We start from the raw sequence: 21,015 nt of genomic DNA, 5'->3' as shown, positions 1-21,015 counted from the left end.
CGCCCTCCATTCAAAACTTAATCCAGTATTTTGTCGATGATGGAACGCAAGACCTTTTCTCGCAATTCCACGGTTTTGATTTGATTCTTGATTTCATAACCACGAACCAGCGTCTCGGAAATATACATTTGTGATATTTTTCCTGCCAATGCCCCACCGTCAAAAAATTCCTCATTTGCCGTTTGAAGGACAATGTCGCCAAGTTCTGCAATTGGGGATGATTTAAAGTTGGTGATGGCAATAATCGGTGTTTGGTTTTCTTTGGCAATCAGTAGTGAATCATGGATATCTTTGGTCCTGCCACTCAACGAGAAACAAATAACCAAATCTTTTGGTCCCAATAGTGATAACGCTTGAGCCTGGAAATGAGGATCAGAAGTCTGATTTGCATGTACACCCACTCGCAGAAGCATTTGTTCCAAAGCTGCAGCCGCCAGCCCACTCGAACCTACGCCGATGATGTAGATATAGTTCGCTTTGGAAATAGCTTCTACCGCCTTAAGAAGTGTAACGGAATCAAGCAATTTCCGCGTTGATTCCAGGACTTTAACCTGGTTCTCCAAAATGCGGTCATAGTATTTATAGTCAATGTCTTCGTCGTACTGGCTAGTGAATTCTTTTTTGGCGATGGCAATTTTCAAGTCAGAAAAACCGCTGTAGCCTAATTTTTGGCAAAATCTTATCAAGGTAGCGTCCCCGACTTTTACTTCTTCTGTTATATCTTTCATTGTTCGATAGACAGCCTGCCCCTTGATTGCAAGTAAATAATCCGCAATCCTTTTTTCGGATTTCGTCAATGTATGGTATTTTTCTTGGATTTGATGCGCGAGTCCCATAATGTCATTCCTTTTCATGTTTATGAATGTATTATACATGAACATTTGCGGTTTCAAATTAACTATTTACTTACTTGGAAGCGTGTGCTATATTGCATTCACGGAGATATACTCCGGAATAAATTAATTAACGGAGGAATAATCCATGGATAAACAAGCCTTCATTGACCAAGTTCGCGGTGGTATCATCGTATCTTGTCAAGCACAACCAGGAGAACCTTTATATACCGAAGAAGGAGGAATCATGCCTTACTTGGCGCTAGCGGCGGAGCAAGCGGGAGCTGTGGGAATTCGCGCAGAATCAGTGAGAGACATCAAACAAATCAAGGAAAAAGTAAATCTACCTATCATCGGAATCATTAAACGGGACTACCCTCCTCAAGCCCCATTCATCACAGCAACCATGAAAGAAGTGGATGAGCTTGTAGAAACAGGCGTCGAAGTGATTGCCTTGGATTGCACGCTAAGAGAACGTTTTGACGGTAAAACAATCAATGCATTTATTAAAGAAATAAAAGAAAAATATCCGAACCAATTATTCATGGCCGATATTTCTACCTTTGAAGAAGGAATGAATGCCTTTAATGAAGGAATCGACTTTATAGGAACGACTCTTAGTGGCTACACCGAAGAAAGTGTCAAACAAGACGGTCCAGACACTGCGTTGATGAAAAAATTAGTCGCAGCCGGAGCTGATGTAATTGCTGAAGGTAAAATCCATACACCCGAACAAGCCAAACAAATACAGGAAATTGGAGTTGTCGGAATCGTTGTGGGTGGAGCTATCACCAGGCCAAAAGAAATAGCCAAACGTTTTGTTGACAGCTTGAAATAAGGAGTGAAAAATATGTTCAAAAAATTCTCACAAATCGGGAGAGCTATGATGCTCCCCATCGCCATATTACCGGCTGCCGGACTCTTGCTTGGTCTCGGCGGTGCCTTGACCAACCCAAGCACCTTGGCTGCCTATCCATTCCTTGATATTGCTTGGCTACAAACCATTTTAAGTATCATGAGTTTTGCTGGGAATGCTGTCTTTGCGAACTTACCGCTCATCTTTACTATTGGTATCGCTGTTGGCCTTGCCAATGGGGATAAAGGGACTGCCGGTCTAGCTGGTGGTGTTGGTTATGTCGTATTTGCTGCAACCATCAGTGGCTTTTTACAATTATTCTCAGCTGAAGGTGCAACGATTGACACTGGGGTCGTTGGTTCAATAGCAGTCGGTAGTACAGTTGCCATTTTACATAACCGTTATCGGAAAATTCAATTACCGCAATTTTTGGGCTTCTTCGGTGGTTCACGTTTCATTCCAATCGTTGGTTCATTCGCAGCCATTATCCTTGCAACTATTTTTTATTTAATCTGGCCCCCTATCCAGGGAGCATTGACATCCGCTGGTGAAGCCATCGCACAAATGGGAAGTATCGGGACATTCTTGTACGGGTTCTTGTTGCGTTTGACCGGAGCTGTTGGACTACACCATACGATTTATCCATTGTTTTGGTATACATCTTTAGGTGGGACTGAAGTAGTAGCGGGTCAATCTATTGCCGGGGCACAAAATATTTTCTTTGCGCAGTTAGCTGATCCCAACCACACCGGACTATTTACTTACGGAACACGCTTCTTTGCAGGACGTTTCGCAACCATGATGTTTGGTTTGCCAGCTGCCACTATGGCAATGTATCACTCGATTCCAAAACAGAATCGTAAAGAAAATGGTGGTTTGTACTTCAGTAGTGCCCTTACATCATTCTTGACGGGTATTACAGAACCAATTGAATACATGTTCTTGTTTGTGGCACCTTGGTTATATGTCGTTCATGCTTTTCTTGACGGTGTTTCCTTCTTCGTGGCCGACCTACTCAGCATCCGGATCGGAAATACGTTCTCAGGTGGTTTCATCGACTTCTTCCTGTTCGGTCCACTGCAAGGTAACAACAAAACGAATTGGCTTTGGGTTATCCCGGTCGGCATTGTTTGGGCATTGATTTACTACTTCGTGTTCCGTTTCTTAATTACGAAATTCAAAGTGATGGTACCAGGTATGGAAGAAACTGACGTTGATCCAAGCGTCCCAGTTGCTACTACCGGAAAGGCCTCAACCTTGAATGACGAAGCACATATCATCATTGATGCTTTGGGAGACGAAGCTAACATCGAATCAGTTACGGCTTGCGCAACAAGGTTGCGGATTTCCGTTAAGGATGGTTCGATTGTGGACCAAGCTGCTATCAAAAATCTCGGGGCAACCGCTGTCTTCGAGGTACAAGGCGGTATCCAAGCCGTATTCGGCGGTAAAGCGGATTTATTATCACAAGAAATCAATCAGATTATGGGAAATGAAGACTAAAAAAATGACCAAAGGAACGGTAATCGTTCTTTTGGTCATTTTTATTTTGTGGGCTTTTGTGGATATTATTGCCACAAATCCGATAATATGTCTTGGAAGGTTCTAATTACAACGATTATAAGCGGTGCTCAATGTCTGGATCTTATGGGCCGTCTTTCAATGTCGAAGCGTTAAAACTGATTTTCATTAGGGTTACTGATGATTACCAACCTTACAAAAATCCACTCATATCTGTTTTTTACTATTGCTTCTCATTCTCCAGCTCTTCAATTAAACGTTCCATTTCCGCGATTTCTTCTTCTTGTGCCTTGATGATTTCTTCTGCCAATTGCTTGACTCTTTTGTCTTCAATCGTTGCTCTTTCACTGGTCAATATGGCAGTGGAATGGTGAGGTATCATTGCCTGCATCCAATCAATCTGATCGACTGTTTTTTGACTGCGTACCAACCACAAGGAGACACCGAAAACCAGGACACTGACAGTGAGGATCGCCATATTCATTTTCTTATTGTCATACATTTTCCACATGAATCCCAGCATCACAATTGCCATGACAGACCCCATAATCAAGGCCATAAAAAGACGGGTTTCGCTGATCAAAACATGAGCCCATTCATAAACATTCAAATACATGAGGAAGTACATGATGATGGTGGATGTCAGGATCATTATTCCAAAACGAACATATTTTTTCATGAAAATTCCTCCTTCTGTTAACTTCATTTTAAGAAGAAAGGATACGAAGGTCAAAAATTTAGTCCTTATTTCAAAGAATCAAGGTTCTTCAATGCTACTAATAATCGTTCCAGATTTTCTGCCAGAGCCGTTGTCGGCAAAGCCAAGTTGATGCGTTCGAAACCATTGCCTTCTGCTCCAAAAATATAACCTTCATCCGTGAAGAACTGGGCCTCCTGGTGCAGGAATGTTTCCAACTCTTCAGTTGTCATCCCCAATCCACGAAAATCCAGCCACTGGACGTAGGTACCTTCCAATTTGGTCACGGTAACTTTAGGATAATGTTCAGCAAAAAATTGCTCAACAAGCTGGGCATTGTGGTGAATAACCTGAATCAATTCATCCAGCCACTCCCGAGATTTTGTATAAGCCAACTCGCAAGCTTTGTAACCCAGAATCCCCACCATGTCAATGCGCACTTCAGCCATCGCCTGGCGAAATTGTTCCCGTAACGCGGGGTCCGCGATAATGATATTGGAGAGCATCATCCCCGCTAGGTTGAATGTTTTTGATGGTGCGGTACAAGTGATCAACCGCTCTTTCAATCTGTCATCAACGGTTGCCAAAACGGTGTGTGTGTAACCAGGCATTACAAAATCGTACCAGATTTCATCACTGATGACATAAAGATTGTGTTCGATGGCAATTTCCGCTATCTTTTCGAGTTCTTCACGGCGCCATACGCGCCCCACTGGATTGTGCGGACTGCAAAAAAGCAGAATTTTATTTTTGGGGTCTGCGGCAGCTTCCTCAAAAGCTTCAAAATCGATCTCATAGGTACCATTTTTGTGAATGAGCGGGACATTGACCTCTGTCCGGTGGTTATCCGCAATTGCTTGGCCAAACGGGTGATAGACCGGTCTAAAGATTATGACGCCGTCATCTTCTTCACTAAAAGTCCGGATTGCCCCATAAAACGCCGTCACGACACCGGGCGTATTCACAAGCCATTCAGGTTGGATTTCCCAATCGTGGCGATCCTTTTGCCATTGTATAACCGCATCCAGGAAAGATGGATATGGAATTGTATACCCCAAAACCGCTTCATCCAGGTACCTCTTTAAGCCCTCCGTAATTTCTGGAGCAGTTTGAAATTCCATGTCCGCAACAGACATCGGTAAAACGCCCGTTTCTACGTTCGGATTCCACTTATACATTTCTTCCCATTTGGCCGAACCTGTACTTTTCCTGTCAACGCGTTTCGTAAAATCATATTTCATCACCTTCGCCTCCTTATTTTCTATTATAGTATATCAATGCCAATGACTAAAAACAGACTTTATGAATTTACTCATAGATTAAAGTGAAGCGAATAAACGAGATTGGGAATAATTCCCAATCTCGTTTACGGTTATGTCTTTGAACCAGACATAACATTTTTCTCTTTTTAAACGCCGGAAAGTTTTCCCGCAGTCACCATATCTTTGTATAACCCACGTCCCAATGTTCCTTCCCCTAAATCATAAGGGCTCGAGAATGGCAGTTTTTCTTCCATTAATTCCGGAATCTCTTCGAGGGTCCCATCCAAATAGGCAGACAAGCGGTCAATTGTTGTCGCAAAGCGCATGAAAATACCGCCATAACGGATATCCAACACTTCCCAGCCAAATGGTTTATTGTAGCGCATCCAGATTCTTTGATGTGTTAAACGCAAATCGTTTATGCTTTTTTTCAATTCTTTGGCTTTATCCAATTCTTTTTCCAAAGCCATTTTATCATCGGCATCGTAGGCCTGTTTCACCAACACACCAAAATCGGCTTTTGTACTCATCACTATCGCCAGTCGGTGATAGAAAGCAAAGATATCCGTAAACTCGCGGGAAACATCCGTAGCTAACGGTGCCAATTTTTCAGCCACTGTTTTATAGTGGGCGCTCAATCCCAATCCTTCCGTGTCCTTGTCGAACAAACCCAGTAAAGGATCGTTCCATAAAAGTACCTTCGAAGTTGCGGAAGTGTTCAAGTTATTTTTCATAACCCCCGGCGTTTCGTCCAGAGCGTTCAATGTGTAAAATTCTGTCATTGTATAGCCCGTGTTATGTAAAAATTCTTCCTCCAGGCGTGCTTCGTCGTAATGATCATGATAAGACATTTCCGCGTATAATTGCATTCCCGGCAAAGCAGAAAGAATAGGTGTTTCGCCACCGTCGTCCCCCCACATCGTGGCAAAGACTTCCTTTATGCCATTGCGTTTACAACTCGCCAAGCCGGATTTAGTTGTTTCAAACGTCTTGCCGTAATTCGGAGCAATCCCGTTCCAGGTCCAAATCCCACCAGCAAAGATGACTTTTTGTTTCATGGCGATATGTTTTTCTAGCAAGATGTCATACGTATTTTGATCTTCATGGTAATAATCCCATAAAACCATGTCCACTTGTGGGATTTCGTCAATCACTTCATTCGGTATTTCGCTATTCAAGTCATAGTAATCCCCTGTTTTAGACCCGAAACGATAATACATGTCGCTCCACATCATCGGTTCCAAGTCATGTTTTTCCGTAATAGCCACGACCTCCTTCAAATGATCGTTCATGATCGAGAAATTGTCGCGAATACCATGACGTGCTTTATACGCGCCTGAACCCAATCCAAACGCCTCGTCCATCCCGATATGAATGCGGTTGGAACGGAAAGGGGCCGAAGCGGTGCGAATCAAATTTTCTAAGAATTCGTATGTTTTTGGTTCCCCCACCAATACGACATCGGACGTATCCCGAATCGCGTTGGCATATTCATATTTCAAGGCCAAGTACAAATGCCCAAGAGTCTGGATACACGGCACCATTTCAATCCCCAAAGCGAACGCATAGTCATCCAATTCCTTCAATTCTTTCTGCGTATAACGACCACGTAGGTAACCGAAATAAGGGTATTCTTTCACTTCATATGTATCTTCCGTGTAAAGCATGGCCAAATTTAGACCCATTTTCGCCATGTGCAACAAGAATTCCTTCATCGTGGATACATTCATGACTGCATTCCGTGAAGCATCAATCATGACACCTGTTTTTTCGAATTGAACTTTTTCTTCTTTTTCAAAGGGTTTGGATTTTTTATATTCCATTATCCATAAATTCAGCAAGCGGAAAAAACTATTTGTACTGGTGTAAGTGATAGTACCTTTCTCACCGTCATAACCATATGTTTGATTTTGACAGGCTATATTTTTTTCTATCATAACTGGAATTCCTTCACTGCTAACCTCAATATCCAAAATAGAAGACACCAAATTTAAACCGCTTTCAATTTCGCTCTTATCGCCTAATATCCTAATTTTTAACATGTAGTTCCTCCTAAGTCTATTTATTGTTTCTAGCATAAAACACTTTGCAAGCATTTACAATCGTGCGTACTCCTATCTTTAAGAATATTGTAGAACATATTAACTTATTTCATTTGTAGAAAAATCGTCCGTTATATGCGCAATAAAAAGAACCCATTATGGGTTCTCCTAAACTTGAGTTAGACAATTCGCGTCCCATGCACCTCGTTAAATTCAAGTACTTTTTCAAGATCCGTCAGGTTGTCTTTCGTAATGCCACCGCCCGGCATAATAGTCATTTCCGGACTGATTTCCGTGAGTTCAGCGATGTGTGCGGCATTCTTGAAAATCGTGTTCTCAGTCGGGCCACCGTGAGTCAAGATTCGTGTAAAACCAATCTCTTGTAGCCAAAGCAGCGCCTCTCTTTGTTTTTCTTCCGGAATTACATCAAAGGCCATATGGAAAACCAGTTCCACATCATTTTTTCTTGCCGTTTCTGCAATTTCTTCCAAAAATGGTTTGTCCAATTCATTTTCCGCAGTTAGTGCACCTACAGCAATTCCATGACAACGCAAAGTACAGATTTCTTCCAAGTCACGCATCATCATCGTTTTTTCCATGAGGGAATAAACAAAGTCACCACCCCGGGGCCTAAGCATTACGATAACGGATACATTTTTTTCGTAGCAGTATTCTGTCGTGATTTTAATAACACCAACACTCGGTGTCGTCCCACCCACAGCCAAGTTATCACACAATTCTATGCGTTTGGCACCACGTTCGATAACTGCAGGAACATTGGTAAAATTTTCTACACAAGCTTCTTTTAACATAATCATCACCTCGCTTTAACTATACCCTTTTACATAATCCAGGTCCATTCTCTCATTGACTTTTAATTTTATTTTTGTTAGATTTTAATTAACTTGAAAAAACAACCTATAAAGACAATGAAAAGAAAAGTACAAATAATCGGAAATCACAGAAAGTCCCCATTGTTGAGAAGGGATATTAGCCATTGTTTGGAAGTGCATCTTGGAGTTGCGCAATTGAGCCGATGAGGTTAGGTTGCGTCGGCCGTCCCCGTTATACAGACACAGTATAGACCGTTTTTCCGGTGTACTGGATAAGAAAAAATTAAGGTGGAACCGTGAAAAGATATTTCGCCCTTAAATCTGTGGCAGTGTGCCCAGATTTAAGGGCTTTTTATTTAGGAGGTGATAACTAAGGTTGTTTAGGTTGGTAAATAAAATTATTAGGAGGTTACTTTAAAAATGAAAAAACGGATTTTAAGTTTGATGGTCTTACTGGCTGCAGGGATTTCTTTGACGGCATGTGGTAATAGCGATGCAGCTGGAAATGCTGAGGAAAAAACAACCATCAAAGTTGGAACCTCACCTGGCCCCTACAGTGAATTATTTTTAGAAGGGATCGCTCCTATACTTGAAGAAGAAGGCTATACAATTGAAGTCACCGATTTTACAGATTTACGATCTGCAGATATGGCTTTACATGAAGGAGCGGTTGATATCAATGTTGATCAACATTTAGCATATATGAACAATTTCAATGCCGAATCTGATGCCCACTTGACCCCTATTACGCCAATTCCGACTGTGCCGACAGGCATGTATTCAGAGAATAAAGATTCCGTTGACGAGGTTGCCAATGGTGACAAAATAGCCATCCCGGATGATGCTTCCAACGCTGCACGTGCCCTCTTGCTTTTGGAAAAAGCGGGTTGGATTAAGTTGGATGAAGAGGTTGAACCGATGCAATCAACACCAACTGATATTATTGATAATCCTCATAAACTAGAAATCATTGAGATGGGCTCTGCCCAAATTCCACGTTCATTAGCCGATGTTGCCTATGGAGTCATACCGGGTAGTATGTTGTATGCTGCAGGGATGAGTTCAAATGATAGCTTATTAAATGAGGATATTCTACCAGATTTAATTCTCCACGCTGTAGTTAATGAAGGACAAGAAGATACCGCTTGGACACAGGCCGTCGTGGATGCATACAAATCAGAGGATTTTAAAGATTATATGGCAGATGTAAATTTTGACAACTATTGGTTCATCCCGGAGGAATTGAAACAATAGGTAAGCCACTACGAAATTCAGAGTTTTTTTATAATATCCCCCAGTACTACCCGGATGAGGCGGAGAACTCAGCGAAATAGTTAAAATTACTTCATAAATGTGAGGAGTGATTTGATGAGTTCACCCCGTTGACAAAAAGTAAGCCAGGTGCTAAACTAAGTACAATATAAACATTTCGAATTAGAGATATTATAAATAGGAGGAATTTGAAATGGGTAAATTAGAAGGTAAAGTAGCAATCATCACTGGAGCAGCACAAGGTATGGGAGCGATGCATGCTCGAAAATTCGTTGAGGAAGGCGCAAAAGTTGCAATTACCGATTTGAACATCGAGGGTGCGCAACAATTAGCCAATGAACTGGGCGAAAATGCTATTGCTTTAAAATTGGATGTTTCCAGTGAAGAAAACTGGATTGAAGTGGTTGCAAAAACGGAGGAAGCTTTCGGAAATATCAATGTTCTGGTCAACAATGCCGGAATCGGAATTTTCAAAACGTTGGAAGAATTGACTGTCAAGGACTTTGAATTGACGTTTAAAGTTGACGAACTGGGTGTTTTCCTAGGCATGCAAAAAACAGTACCTTCCATGAAGAAAGCCGGCGTTGGATCCATCGTCAATATCTCCTCTGTTGACGGTTTGGTGAGTGCCCCTACTGCGATTGCGTACAGTGCTTCCAAACATGCTGTAACCGGCATGACTAAAGGAGCAGCAGCCGAACTGGGCCAATTCAACATTCGCGTCAACTCGGTTCATCCTGGCATTATCAAGACACCGATGGCTGCCCAATCAGATGTGGATGAATATCTAAAACAATTGGAAAAAGATATTCCTTTACGTAGAAGAGCCGAAGTTGAAGAAGTATCAAACTTGGTTATTTATCTGGCTTCCGATGATTCCAGCTATTCAACCGGTTCGCAATTCGTGGTCGATGGCGGGATGATTTCTGACCTATAATAGTGGCGTTTTAAAAAACTCATAAACGAGAAAGCAATCAGGGATGGTAATTTTCCCCTGATTGCTTTTTGTGTTACCGATAATTCATGTCCTCTAACGCTAAACAGACTCTAATAACACTTTCGTGGATGCCTACAAATGATGTAAATTTTGACAACTACTGGTTCGTCCCGGTGGAATTAAAATAATAGATAAGGCAGTGCGGGTTTTGAAGGGTTGTTTTCCTCCGGAACTCGCGCTCTTACTTTTTATGCCTTCATATATTAATATGTGGCTTGCGTTCATTTAGTTTACAGTAATACCAGTTTATGCTAGAATACGTATGAATATAAAATCATATGTATGAAGGAAGGAAGGTGCCTGATCTCATGAACGAATACCATGTACGTGGCTTCCATTGCCAGGAGTGTGCAGAAGATTTAGAAACACGGCTGAATAAAAAACCTGAATTCAGTGGCATAGTTATTGATTATAAACATCGGAATATAAGCATCCCCGAGAAAATCGATATGTCCAAAATGAAACGCGTACTAGCATTTGAAAAAATCGTACTTGAACCCGCAGAGCATGAACATGAACGTCATGAAAACCATCATCATCACGGTCATGATCATAACCATGCACACGAAATCGACTTTTCATCCGGCGAGGTCGCTGCTCGAAATATGAAACTTGTTTTCATCATCAATATCATTTTCTCGTTGTTGGAATTTATTTTTGGCGCCCTCTTTAATAGTGCAGCGATTTTATCAGACGCTGTCCATGATTTGGGAGATGCTGTTTCTGTCGGTTTGGCTTGGCTTTTCCAAAAAATTTCCACCCGGGAAGCAAATACAAAATACAGTTTTGGCCATCAACGTTTTTCCTTGTTGGGCGCCCTGATTACGGGTGGTATCCTTTTATTCGGAGCAGCGATTTTAATTATTAATACGCTCCCGCGTCTGCTTAATCCCCAACCCATCAACTACAATGGCATGTTCTGGCTGGCTATTTTCGCGATTGCCGCAAATGGTTACTCAGCGTGGTTAATGAGTCGAGGCTCTTCCGCAAATGAATCCATGTTGAATTTACATCTCCTGGAAGATGTATTAGGCTGGGTAGCGGTATTGATTGTCAGTCTTATCGTAAGATTCACAGATTGGTATATCCTGGATCCAATTTTATCCCTCGCAATCGCTGGTTTTATTTTTTATAATGCATGGCCGATGTTCAAAAAAACAGTGGAAATCTTCCTGGAAGCTGTCCCTACTGGAGTGGAATTGAAAAAAATCGAAAATGAAATTCTAAATCTAGCGGGTGTCTACAGTATTTCCCACCTGCACATCTGGTCCATCGATGGAGAAGAACATGCAATGGCGGTTACTTTAAGCACGGAAATATTGAACCACGAAGAACAAGAAGAACTGAAAGAAGAAATTCGCCAAATTGTTGCACCGCAAAATATTACTCATTCAACGATTGAACTGATGGCAGACCCAGATAGTTTACTCAGATAAACAGTAAGGAAATGAAAATTCCAGTCCCACTAAAAAAGCCGACTCACTTTGCGCGAGTCGGCTTTATAACAACTAATAGCTCACTCAGCGAGATTTTTTCCCGTGAGTGAGCTATTTTTTTGAAAAAGGCTCACTCACTGGGAAATTTTAATCTGAGTGAGCTAAATCCTGGAAAAAAGCTCACTCGCAAAGCTGAGTGTGTATATTTCTTACTGCCTGGGCTAATTATTTCCCAAGTCTTTTTCATCTTTTGTCATCCAAACGCAAGAACATGGCATTAACCGCCACAATTACGGTAGACAACGACATCAAAATCGCCCCTACTGCTGGGGAAAGCGTGAATCCAATGGGTGCCAATAGCCCCGCCGCCAAGGGAATGGCGATAAAGTTGTATCCTGCTCCCCATAGCAAGTTCTCGTTCATTTTACGCGTTGTCTTTTTAGCTAGTTCGATAAATGACGCAATATCTCCTGGGTCAGATTGGGTCAAAACGACATCTGCTGAATCCAGGGCAACCTGTGTGCCAGCACCAACAGCAATGCCGACATCTGCCAGAGCTAACGATGGTGCATCATTGACACCATCCCCAACCATGATGACTGTCTTGCCCTCTTTTTTTAATTTTTCCACCAAATTGTACTTGTCTTGAGGCGATTGATTTGCCAGATAATCGATTCCCAATGCCTCTGCGGTACCTTGCGCTGCTTGTTCATTATCACCTGTTGCCATAATGGGTTGGATACCCTGCGATTTCAAAGTCATGATTAAGTCCTTGCTTGATTCCTTCAATGCATCGCCTAAAGCAACCAATCCAATAGCTTCACCATCCTCAATCAACACACTTATGGTAGCTCCTTTTGTAAACTCAATTGTGATATTTTTTCCATAGGATTTTTGACTGAACAACTGGTAATGATGACCGTTCACATGGCCTTCTACTCCAGCACCGGAAACGACTTCAATATGATCAAATTTGACAGCTTCAACCCCATTTTCATCAGCATACCTTACAATCGATTGGGCAATCGGATGACTAGAGCCACCTTCGATTCCTGCCATCAAAGCAATCACTTGATTTTTGTTATGACCATTTTCTAAAAGTTGGACATCCATTACCTTGAATTCTCCAGTCGTTAACGTCCCCGTCTTATCCAATACCATCACGTCCGCTTTGTTCGCCAGTTCCAGAGCTTCACGGTCCTTAACCAACAAACCGCGACTTGCGCCCAAACTCGTACTGCGAGCCACAACAAGAGGAATCGCTAACCCTAAAGCATGCGGACACGCAATAACCAAGGTCGTAACCGTAAATAAAACCGCGGCTTCAACATCAGCAACAAAAAGCCAAATTAAGAAAGCAATAGCTGCCACAACGACCGCAATATAAAATAACCAACCTGCAACTTTGTTAGCCATATTTTCCGCACGTGAAGGTTGATTCTGCGCTTGAGAGATTAATGTTTGAACTTGAGAAATGAAAGATTGGTCCCCTGTTTCAGTAACTTCGAGGAACAAAATTCCTTCTCCATTCGTCGAACCACCAATAACTTCATCACCAACATGCTTCGTTATCGGTTTCGATTCACCCGTCAGTAATGCTTCATTAACCCGTGACTCTCCACGAATTATTTTGCCATCAGCAGGAATATTTTCACCGGCTTGCACACGAACCAAATCACCTATTTTTATTTCCGCTACTGGCCGTGTTTCAATCGTATCGTCACCCTTTACAATATGCGCGTCTTTGGGTAAGAGTTCAGCTAATGCTTTTTGAGCATCCCCGGCCTCTCCGACTGCCTTCATTTCAATCCAATGCCCCAAAAGCATGATGAGAATTAGGGAGGCAAATTCGAAGAAGAAATCCATGATATGTTCTCCTGTCATGTAACTTGCAACGACCGCATACACACTATACAAATATGAGACTGTTATACCTAGAGTAATCAAAGCCATCATTCCTGGAGATTTCTGCCGAAATTCATGTTTGGCTCCCTGATAAAATGGTTTTCCCCCATAAATAAACAATATTGTCGAGAGGATTGTTACCAAGATATCCGAATAAGGGAAGGTAAATTGAAATGGCAATCTAACCCCCATCATCGGTGAAAGAATCAAAATGATAACTCCCAAAGGTAAAGACCTAAAGAATATCTCCTTAAAGTTCCCATGATGGTGATGACTATGGTCATCATGATTCATGGAATGGTGGTCGTGACTTTCGGTATGATCGTGACCGTGGTCTTCATGATGGTGTTCATGGTTGTGGTTTTGCTCGTCGTGATCGTGATGTTGGTGGTGGTTATGATTATCCATGTCTTTTCTCCTTCCGTTTACAGTTGTAAACAATCATTGGATTTATTTTAACACAAGGTTCTTCCTGATGGATATGAATTCTCCACACCTCCATTATATAAAAAAGAAATACCAACCGTGAGCGATTCACTCCGGCTGGTATCTTTTCTTGTTGTTAATCTTTCTTTTCTCCACTATAAAAATCTTCTGGGGCCATATCCTCATAAATGACACGCACTGATTCAGGTACTGCAAAATTTAATTCATCCATTTTTTCAATGATTGCTTTTGCAAGTTCTGCTTTTTGCTCAGGCGTGCGTCCTTCTTTTAGTTGGATCCGTACAAATGGCATATCGTTTGCCTCCATTCAAATTTAAGATACTCTTGACGTGATTATATCATAGAACCAAATTTCCAATCCATACAAATAGCAACCGTTTGACATCATTATAGTGCTCAGGCATAGTTAAGTAAATAACGTTGGTAGGAGAGTGATTATTGTGGGAAAAGCGTGGACAAATCCAAATCTCTTTCAAGGAAAGCGTAGAAAAAAGAATTACTTTGAGGGTTGGTATTATAAACAAGTTAGTACAGATGGCAAAACGGCCATTAGTTTCATCCCTGGTATTAGTTTGAATGAAAAAGACCCCCATTGTTTCGTGCAATACATTTTAGTCCAGGAAGGTGTAGAGAGTACTGCTACAGGTTACGTTCGCTTCCCTACGGCTTCTTTTATTTGGAATGACGATCCTTTCGCCGTTAAAATTGAAGATAATTTTTTCTCCGAGAGTTTACTTTCAGTGCATCTTGAAACGGAGTCAGACCATATAGAAGGAAATTTGAAAATCGGACCTTTCAGCCCGATTCATTCATCCATTTCGCAGCCTAGTATTATGGGGCCTTATGCTTATGTTCCAAAGATGGAATGCTACCACGGTATCACAAGTATGAATCACGTCTTGGAAGGTTCCCTCCTTATTAATGGTAAATCGGTGGATTTTACGGGTGGTAAAGGTTACATCGAAAAAGACTGGGGAACGAAATTCCCTAAAAATTACGTTTGGCTACAAAGCAATCATTTTGATGAAGATGAAACCAGTCTTTTCTTTTCTATGGCACATGTTCCTTTCTATTTCCGGGACTTGTTGGGTTTCATTTCAAATATCCAGGTAAATGGTAAAGAATACCGTTTTGCCACCTACAATAATAGTAAAATCAAACTATCTTTACCTTCATCTAAAGAGGTGTTGGTAACAATGGAAAACAATCAAGCGAAAGTAAAGATTTACGGAAAAACTGAACATCAAGGCGTTTTGTTAGCCCCTGTTTTAACGGGAATGGATAAAAGCATTAAAGAAGGTGTCTCAGGAACCATTGAGATGGAGCTTTGGGACAAAACGGATGGTTTTCATTATCAGGGAACGGGAACCATGGCGGGAATTGAGATGGTGGATGCTCATGAGTTGGAGACCAAGTGAAAAACGCCATAGCGGGACTTAACCTCCGCTATGGCGTTTTTATTCTTACCTAAAAATCATAATCATCATCTTCCATGGCTTCAACATTCCCCATCAAATAACCAGATCCGACTTGCGAGAAAAAATCATGGTTCGCCGTATCAGTCGAGAGGCCATTCATGACAATCGGATTGACATCTTCTGCATTTGCATCCGTGAAAAATGGTTCAAATCCCAGGTTTTGTAACGCTTTGTTCGCATTATACTTAACGAATGTCTTCACCTCGTTCGTCCAACCGATTTGATCATAAACTTCCTGCGTATAAGCCAATTCATTTTCCATTAAATCGTAAAGCAGTTCATACATCCAATCACGAATTTCAGCTTGTTCACTTTCATTTAACTGGTTGTATCCCAGTTGGAATTTGTAACCAAGATAAGTGCCATGAACAGATTCATCGCGGATAATCAGCTTGATTATTTCCGCTACGTTTGGAAGTAGGTTATTTCCCAGGTACCACAACGGTGTATAAAAACCACTGTAAAACAAGAATGATTCCAAAAACACACTCGCAATTTTTTTCTGCAAGGCTGAACCTGTTTGGTAAATCTCATTAATACGCTTCGCTTTGTATTGCAGAGTCTGATTTGAATTGGTCCATTCGAAAATTTCTTCGATTTTGCGGTTATTATTCAAAGAGATAAAAATTGTACTGTAACTTTTCGCATGGACGGACTCCATAAACAAGATATTATTCAAGACAGCTTCCTCATGCTGGGTTCGGACATCTTCCCGCATGACATTAGCTCCTTCTTCCGATTGCAAGGTATCCAGTAACGTTAGACCGCCAAAGGCTTTATTGACAACTTCGCGCTCTTCTTCCGTCAAACTTCTCCAATCATCCAAATCATTTGAGACCGGAATGCGGGTATCCAGCCAAAACTGGGAAGTCAGTTTTTCCCATGTATGTTTATCCAGTTCGTCTTCTAGTTTATTCCAGTCAATTGCTAAATAATTCATGCCTATTCCCCCTATACCATGCAGCTTTCACAAGAATTTGCACCAATAATATCTCCATCATCCGTATATGTTCGAACGTAGTATAACGATTTAATTCCCTTGCTAAACGCATAATTGCGAAGGCGATTTAAGTCTCGGGTGGTCATGGCAGTCGTTTTACCAACTTTCCATTCGTATAAGCCTTCCGGAATTTGCGAGCGCATGAATAATGTTAAACTCATACCTTGATCAATATGTGGCTGTGCAGCGGCATATACATCAATTATTTTACGTTGATCCATGTCAAAAGCTGATGTGTAATAAGGCATCGTTTCATTGGATAAATAAGGAGCTGGATAGAAAATGGCACCCACTGTTTTTTCTTGACGATGCTCGATTCGTTGCGTAATAGGATGTAAAGAAGCACTTGTTTCATTGATATATGAGATAGATCCATTCGGTGCGATTGCCAGGCGATTACGATGGTAAAGGCCATATTTCTGGACATTTTCTTTCAGCTTTTCCCAATCCGAAACAGTTGGAATTGCGACATTTTTGAAGATAGCCGCCACCTTATCTGATAGAAACTGGAATTCTCCTTTCAAATAAGGCTCAAAATAGCTACCATCTGCATATTTTGATTTTTCAAAATTATGAAAAGCCCTCTTTTTTTCCATGGCTATTTTGTTACTTGCTACCAATGAATAATAATTCAATGACCGGAAATAGGCATCTGTAAACTCAAGGGACTCCGGTGAACCATATGTCATTTGGTTGAGTGCAAATGCAGTATGCAATCCCATCGCGCCTAAGCCGATAGTGTGATATAGCGCATTTCCTTTTTTAATTGTGGGTACTTCATTGATATCCGTTTGCTCAGTAACAGTTGTTAACGCACGTACGGCTACTTCGATAGATTTGCCAAAATCCGGTGATTCAAGGATATTCGGGATATTTGTCGAACCCAGATTACAGCTGATATCCGTCCCTGTGATTTGATAGGATAAGTCATCATTTAAGATTGAGGGTTCTTGCGGTTGGAAAATTTCACTGCACAAGTTACTCATTATTATTTTTCCATCAACGGGATTTGCCTTGTTGACAGTATCAATATTGATAATATATGGATAGCCCGATTCCTGTTGGAGACGGGAAATTTCTTGTTCCAAATCCCGTGCATTAATTTTGTACTTACGGATTTCATCATTAGCAATCATTTCATCGTATTTTTCAGTTATGTTGATATAAGAAAACGGCACACCATATTCTCTCTCCACATCATAAGGACTGAATAAATACATGGGACGATTTGTTTTTAATAATTCATAATATTTATCAGGAACCACTAAGCCTAGTGACAATGTTTTTACCCGAATTTTTTCGTCTGCGTTTTCTTTTTTGGTAGATAAGAAGGCATAGATATCGGGGTGGAAAACATTCAAATAAACGGCCCCAGCCCCATTCCTTTGCCCGAGCTGATTACTATAGCTGAAGCTGTCTTCCAATAATTTCATCACTGGGACAACACCAGAGGAGGCATTTTCTATTTTTTTGATCGGTGCCCCTGCTTCACGTAAATTTGATAAATTGACGCCCACACCGCCACCTTTTCTGGATAGCTGCAATGCTGAGTTTATGCCGCGACCAATCGAAAGCATCGAATCATCCAAATCAACCAAAAAACATGATACTAGTTCTCCACGACGTTTTTTCCCCGCATTCAAGAACGTCGGTGTTGCGGGTTGGTAACGTTGCGTGATCATTTCTTCTGCTAAACCCCAAGCCAACCTCTCATCACCGTTGGCCAAGAATAAAGCATTAAATGCAATACGGTCTTCATATCGTTCCAAGTATTTAGTACCATCATTCGTTTTCAGGGCATATTGGGTATAGAACTTATAGGCTCCCATGAAGCTCTTGAAACGGAATTTATGGGCATACAGTTTTTGAAAAAGCTCTTTTATGTAGGACATTTCATACTTGTTCAGGATTGTCTCGTCTATATAGTCTTCACGAACCAAATAGGCGAGCTTTTCTTCTAAAGTGTGAAAAAATACCGTATTCATATTTATTTCTTCCAGGAAATAAACGCGTGCGGCCTCTTTGTCTTTCTGTAATGGAATCATCCCATCAACCGGGATATTTACTTCATTATTTAAATTAAAATAACTAACACGTTTCGTTTGTTTACCCAACTCATCCAACTCTCTTTCCAATTTCTGAATGTCTAAATCGTTACCCTGAAATTCAAATTCATGTAACACGGGAATGCCGTATTCCGCTTCAATCTCATGGACAGTGAAGCAAAACAAGGATCCGAAATTCCGGTTTCCACCACCGAAAGTACCTATACACAAGCGTTTATTTTGTCCCGTTTCCAAAAAATCTTTTACTGGTTCAGTGACTTCAGAAACGTATGTGGGAACAATTAAAATAAACGGTTCATCCATTTCAACAAACGGATTCGTTACGGTTATCTCAAGCCCATTGAAATTTGGAATTTTTTCGACGAATCGCCGAGTTTGACCCGTAACGGTGAAATAAGCTATTTTTGCCATCTTAATTTACCAAGGCATCCAGTAGTTGCGGTTGGAAACCATTAAAAGGCGGCTCACCTTCTATTTGAATAACAGGGAGGCTTTGGAAGCCAAGCGCTTTTACCTCTTCCACCCATACAGGATTTTCAGATATATTTTTTTCGAAATAGGATACGTTGCGTTTATCTAAATATTTCTTGGTGAACATACATTGGCCACACCCGACCTTACTGTATATGGTTATTTTTTTTGACATGTCGCTCTCTCCTTTTTTGTTTTTTGGGTACAAAAAAACCGCCCATTTAGAATGAACGGTAAAAAACGATAGAAACCCCTATTGAGAGAGCCCACCGTTTCATCTTTTTCATCCCCGAAAAATAGAAACAACAATCATTGGCAGGTCTCCTGGCTCATGTTTCATCCTACTTTAGCCCTTCCCATATTTCTTATTCAAAAGAAGATACAGTGGTTTGCTATTTCGTCCACATTAACAGTTGCGGGGGCAGCTCCAGTTTTTAACTGGATTCCCTATTATGGCATCAGCTGATGCCACCAAAAATTGCGGTACTATATTTTGTGCTATTTATTTGTTTTGTAGTTCTAACATACTACATATTGAATAATACCATAGAGCCCACAACTAGGCTAGACAAAAGTGCGCATTATTCCTTCATTGCCATTATCTCTTCATAGCGTTCGGTTAGTCTACGCTGATCCATTTCTTCCGGGAAATTCGGGGTCGTTAATTGGTAAACGTGGGTGCTATAGGATTTAATAAACGATAATTTTTCTGGGTGAGCCGCATACGCCACCGTTAATAACGAATCAAATAAAGCGCTGGCTCCCGAGATATCCTGCTTCATGTAATGAATCAATTGCCAATAACTTTCATAAAGATCCTTGGCAAAATTATTGAAGTCATAAAAGACAACACCGGTATAGTCTTCATTATCTTCGTGCTCACCCAAAAGTACGAACCTTCCTGGCAATGCAGCCATCTTCCCGTCCAATAATGCTTTATACTGCAGTATATGAATGGCGCTGTTAGGATCGTTTATACCCGGAGATACTGCTCGCAGTGCAACTTCCACCAGCTTAGTCCGGGCAAATATAGGATCATACATCGTAGATGGGGCTATTTCAAATACAAGAGCGCGATTGAAAGGCTCTGCGATTTTCTCAATCGCGTCTATTTTCTTATTCGTATATAAAATCCCTAAAGGTTTATTGCGTGCTACGAAATCACCTATTCTAACGTATAAAACCAAGCTACCTTCCCATTCCTGGGCTAGCGTGACCATCCGATCGAAGTTGATGTATTCCACATAACCATCTTGAGTAGCTTGAATCGTGTAAACATGAAGACGGTCGAATTCCGGTAGATGTTGAACTGTTGGTTTTTCAGAAAAAAATGCCACTGCCTTGTCAAACGATTCATCTGCTTCGTGATACAAGCGATCCACTAGCTGTTCCATGCGAACGAACATAGCGACTGAATAGACAAAACGCACAAAAAATAGAACGCTGAAAAGCGCATAAATCAAGGCTACCGTGGCTGATAACACCAAATACTCATGTTCTGAATTACGCATAAAGAATAAGGAAGACAAACAGTAAATAAACCCACCCAGGAACACCCCTAGCGCTTGCATAGGTGCCTTATGCAGCAAAAAATTCTCCACTGTTCTCGGACTGAAATTGGATGAATAAAACGATATCACTGCCAACATTGTCCCAAAAGTGAATGTGGCAACTGAAAAGAGTGACCCTGCCAAGAGCGAAAGAATATCCTTTGCCAAGTTGACACTCGTCAAGAAAACAGGAGATATTAGTTCAACTGTCGGGATCAACCGTGTATCCAGCGCTATGATGACTAGTGCCAGCATGAACGCTATCAGGACATTACCGCCTAAGGTTACCCAAATACGCTTTTCTTCATATACTAATTTTAAAGCATCCAGCATATGTGTTTCCCCCTTT

The 21,015-nt window shown here is 41.2% G+C and carries 17 protein-coding genes, 1 riboswitch and 1 other annotated feature; of the genes, 6 read left to right on the top strand and 11 right to left on the bottom strand.

All coding sequences use genetic code 11. The features are described from left to right. Window positions 1–17: 17 nt before the first annotated feature. A complete protein-coding gene (locus ACTU7M_RS08155; protein WP_443473895.1) occupies window positions 18–836 on the bottom strand; it encodes a MurR/RpiR family transcriptional regulator in 819 nt (272 codons plus the stop codon). A gap of 145 nt (window positions 837–981) precedes the next feature. On the opposite strand from ACTU7M_RS08155, the gene ACTU7M_RS08150 reads away from it, so the two are divergent. Both ACTU7M_RS08150 and ACTU7M_RS08145 read left to right on the top strand, forming a co-directional pair. Then, window positions 982–1,671: an N-acetylmannosamine-6-phosphate 2-epimerase gene (locus ACTU7M_RS08150; protein WP_443473894.1), complete on the top strand. Its 690-nt coding sequence runs from the start codon at window positions 982–984 to the stop codon at window positions 1,669–1,671. Between the two features lie 12 nt (window positions 1,672–1,683). Beyond that, window positions 1,684–3,192, top strand: a complete 1,509-nt coding sequence (locus tag ACTU7M_RS08145; protein WP_443473893.1) for a PTS transporter subunit EIIC — start codon at window positions 1,684–1,686, stop codon at window positions 3,190–3,192. A 241-nt stretch (window positions 3,193–3,433) separates the two neighbouring features. On the opposite strand, the gene ACTU7M_RS08140 is transcribed toward ACTU7M_RS08145, so the two are convergent. The 4 genes from ACTU7M_RS08140 to ACTU7M_RS08125 form a co-directional block, all read right to left on the bottom strand. Next, window positions 3,434–3,889: a DUF305 domain-containing protein gene (locus ACTU7M_RS08140; RefSeq protein ID WP_443473892.1), complete on the bottom strand. Its 456-nt coding sequence runs from the start codon at window positions 3,887–3,889 to the stop codon at window positions 3,434–3,436. Window positions 3,890–3,954: 65 nt separating this feature from the next. After that, on the bottom strand, window positions 3,955–5,148 hold the full coding sequence (locus ACTU7M_RS08135; RefSeq protein WP_443473891.1) for a MalY/PatB family protein: 1,194 nt from the start codon (window positions 5,146–5,148) through the stop codon (window positions 3,955–3,957). A 167-nt stretch (window positions 5,149–5,315) separates the two neighbouring features. After that, window positions 5,316–7,211 carry a beta-N-acetylhexosaminidase gene (locus ACTU7M_RS08130; protein ID WP_443473890.1) on the bottom strand — a complete coding sequence of 632 codons (1,896 nt, stop codon included), beginning with the start codon at window positions 7,209–7,211 and terminating at the stop codon, window positions 5,316–5,318. Window positions 7,212–7,390: 179 nt separating this feature from the next. Further along, complete coding sequence (locus ACTU7M_RS08125; RefSeq protein ID WP_443473889.1) at window positions 7,391–8,023, bottom strand: copper homeostasis protein CutC; 633 nt, start codon at window positions 8,021–8,023, stop codon at window positions 7,391–7,393. A gap of 108 nt (window positions 8,024–8,131) precedes the next feature. After that, window positions 8,132–8,364 (top strand) — a binding site (T-box leader). A gap of 100 nt (window positions 8,365–8,464) precedes the next feature. Here ACTU7M_RS08125 and ACTU7M_RS08120 point away from each other — a divergent pair. The 3 genes from ACTU7M_RS08120 to ACTU7M_RS08110 all read left to right on the top strand — a co-directional run bounded on the left by ACTU7M_RS08120 (window position 8,465) and on the right by ACTU7M_RS08110 (window position 11,749). After that, on the top strand, window positions 8,465–9,298 hold the full coding sequence (locus ACTU7M_RS08120; RefSeq protein WP_443473888.1) for a MetQ/NlpA family ABC transporter substrate-binding protein: 834 nt from the start codon (window positions 8,465–8,467) through the stop codon (window positions 9,296–9,298). Window positions 9,299–9,509: 211 nt separating this feature from the next. Next, window positions 9,510–10,253, top strand: coding sequence for an SDR family NAD(P)-dependent oxidoreductase (locus tag ACTU7M_RS08115; RefSeq protein ID WP_443473887.1), 744 nt, complete (start codon window positions 9,510–9,512; stop codon window positions 10,251–10,253). 368 nt (window positions 10,254–10,621) lie between these two features. Further along, complete coding sequence (locus tag ACTU7M_RS08110) at window positions 10,622–11,749, top strand: cation diffusion facilitator family transporter (protein WP_443473886.1); 1,128 nt, start codon at window positions 10,622–10,624, stop codon at window positions 11,747–11,749. A gap of 243 nt (window positions 11,750–11,992) precedes the next feature. Here ACTU7M_RS08110 and ACTU7M_RS08105 read toward each other — a convergent pair whose 3' ends face one another. Together ACTU7M_RS08105 and ACTU7M_RS08100 are read right to left on the bottom strand one after the other, a co-directional pair. Further along, window positions 11,993–14,062, bottom strand: a complete 2,070-nt coding sequence (locus ACTU7M_RS08105; RefSeq protein ID WP_443473885.1) for a heavy metal translocating P-type ATPase — start codon at window positions 14,060–14,062, stop codon at window positions 11,993–11,995. Window positions 14,063–14,216: 154 nt separating this feature from the next. Beyond that, window positions 14,217–14,393, bottom strand: coding sequence for a tautomerase family protein (locus ACTU7M_RS08100; protein ID WP_443473884.1), 177 nt, complete (start codon window positions 14,391–14,393; stop codon window positions 14,217–14,219). 148 nt (window positions 14,394–14,541) lie between these two features. On the opposite strand from ACTU7M_RS08100, the gene ACTU7M_RS08095 reads away from it, so the two are divergent. After that, window positions 14,542–15,519 carry a tocopherol cyclase family protein gene (locus ACTU7M_RS08095; RefSeq protein WP_443473883.1) on the top strand — a complete coding sequence of 326 codons (978 nt, stop codon included), beginning with the start codon at window positions 14,542–14,544 and terminating at the stop codon, window positions 15,517–15,519. Window positions 15,520–15,568: 49 nt separating this feature from the next. On the opposite strand, the gene nrdF is transcribed toward ACTU7M_RS08095, so the two are convergent. The 4 genes from nrdF to ACTU7M_RS08075 form a co-directional block, all read right to left on the bottom strand. Next, the gene (gene nrdF / locus ACTU7M_RS08090) at window positions 15,569–16,519 is read right to left on the bottom strand and encodes a class 1b ribonucleoside-diphosphate reductase subunit beta (protein ID WP_443473882.1); all 951 of its coding nucleotides are present in this window, start codon (window positions 16,517–16,519) and stop codon (window positions 15,569–15,571) included. 11 nt (window positions 16,520–16,530) lie between these two features. Beyond that, window positions 16,531–19,056: a class 1b ribonucleoside-diphosphate reductase subunit alpha gene (gene nrdE / locus ACTU7M_RS08085; protein ID WP_443473881.1), complete on the bottom strand. Its 2,526-nt coding sequence runs from the start codon at window positions 19,054–19,056 to the stop codon at window positions 16,531–16,533. A 1-nt stretch (window position 19,057) separates the two neighbouring features. Continuing rightward, on the bottom strand, window positions 19,058–19,291 hold the full coding sequence (locus tag ACTU7M_RS08080) for a glutaredoxin domain-containing protein (protein WP_443473880.1): 234 nt from the start codon (window positions 19,289–19,291) through the stop codon (window positions 19,058–19,060). 122 nt (window positions 19,292–19,413) lie between these two features. Then, window positions 19,414–19,607: riboswitch (cobalamin riboswitch) on the bottom strand. Window positions 19,608–19,697: 90 nt separating this feature from the next. Beyond that, complete coding sequence (locus ACTU7M_RS08075; RefSeq protein WP_443473879.1) at window positions 19,698–20,999, bottom strand: DUF2254 domain-containing protein; 1,302 nt, start codon at window positions 20,997–20,999, stop codon at window positions 19,698–19,700. Between the last annotated feature and the right edge of the window lie 16 nt (window positions 21,000–21,015).

The organism is Jeotgalibaca sp. A122 (assembly GCF_052266715.1).
Lineage (GTDB): Bacteria > Bacillota > Bacilli > Lactobacillales > Aerococcaceae > Jeotgalibaca.
The sequence above is the reverse complement of the archived record's forward strand: the minus strand, read 5'-3'. Positions and strand labels throughout refer to the sequence as shown.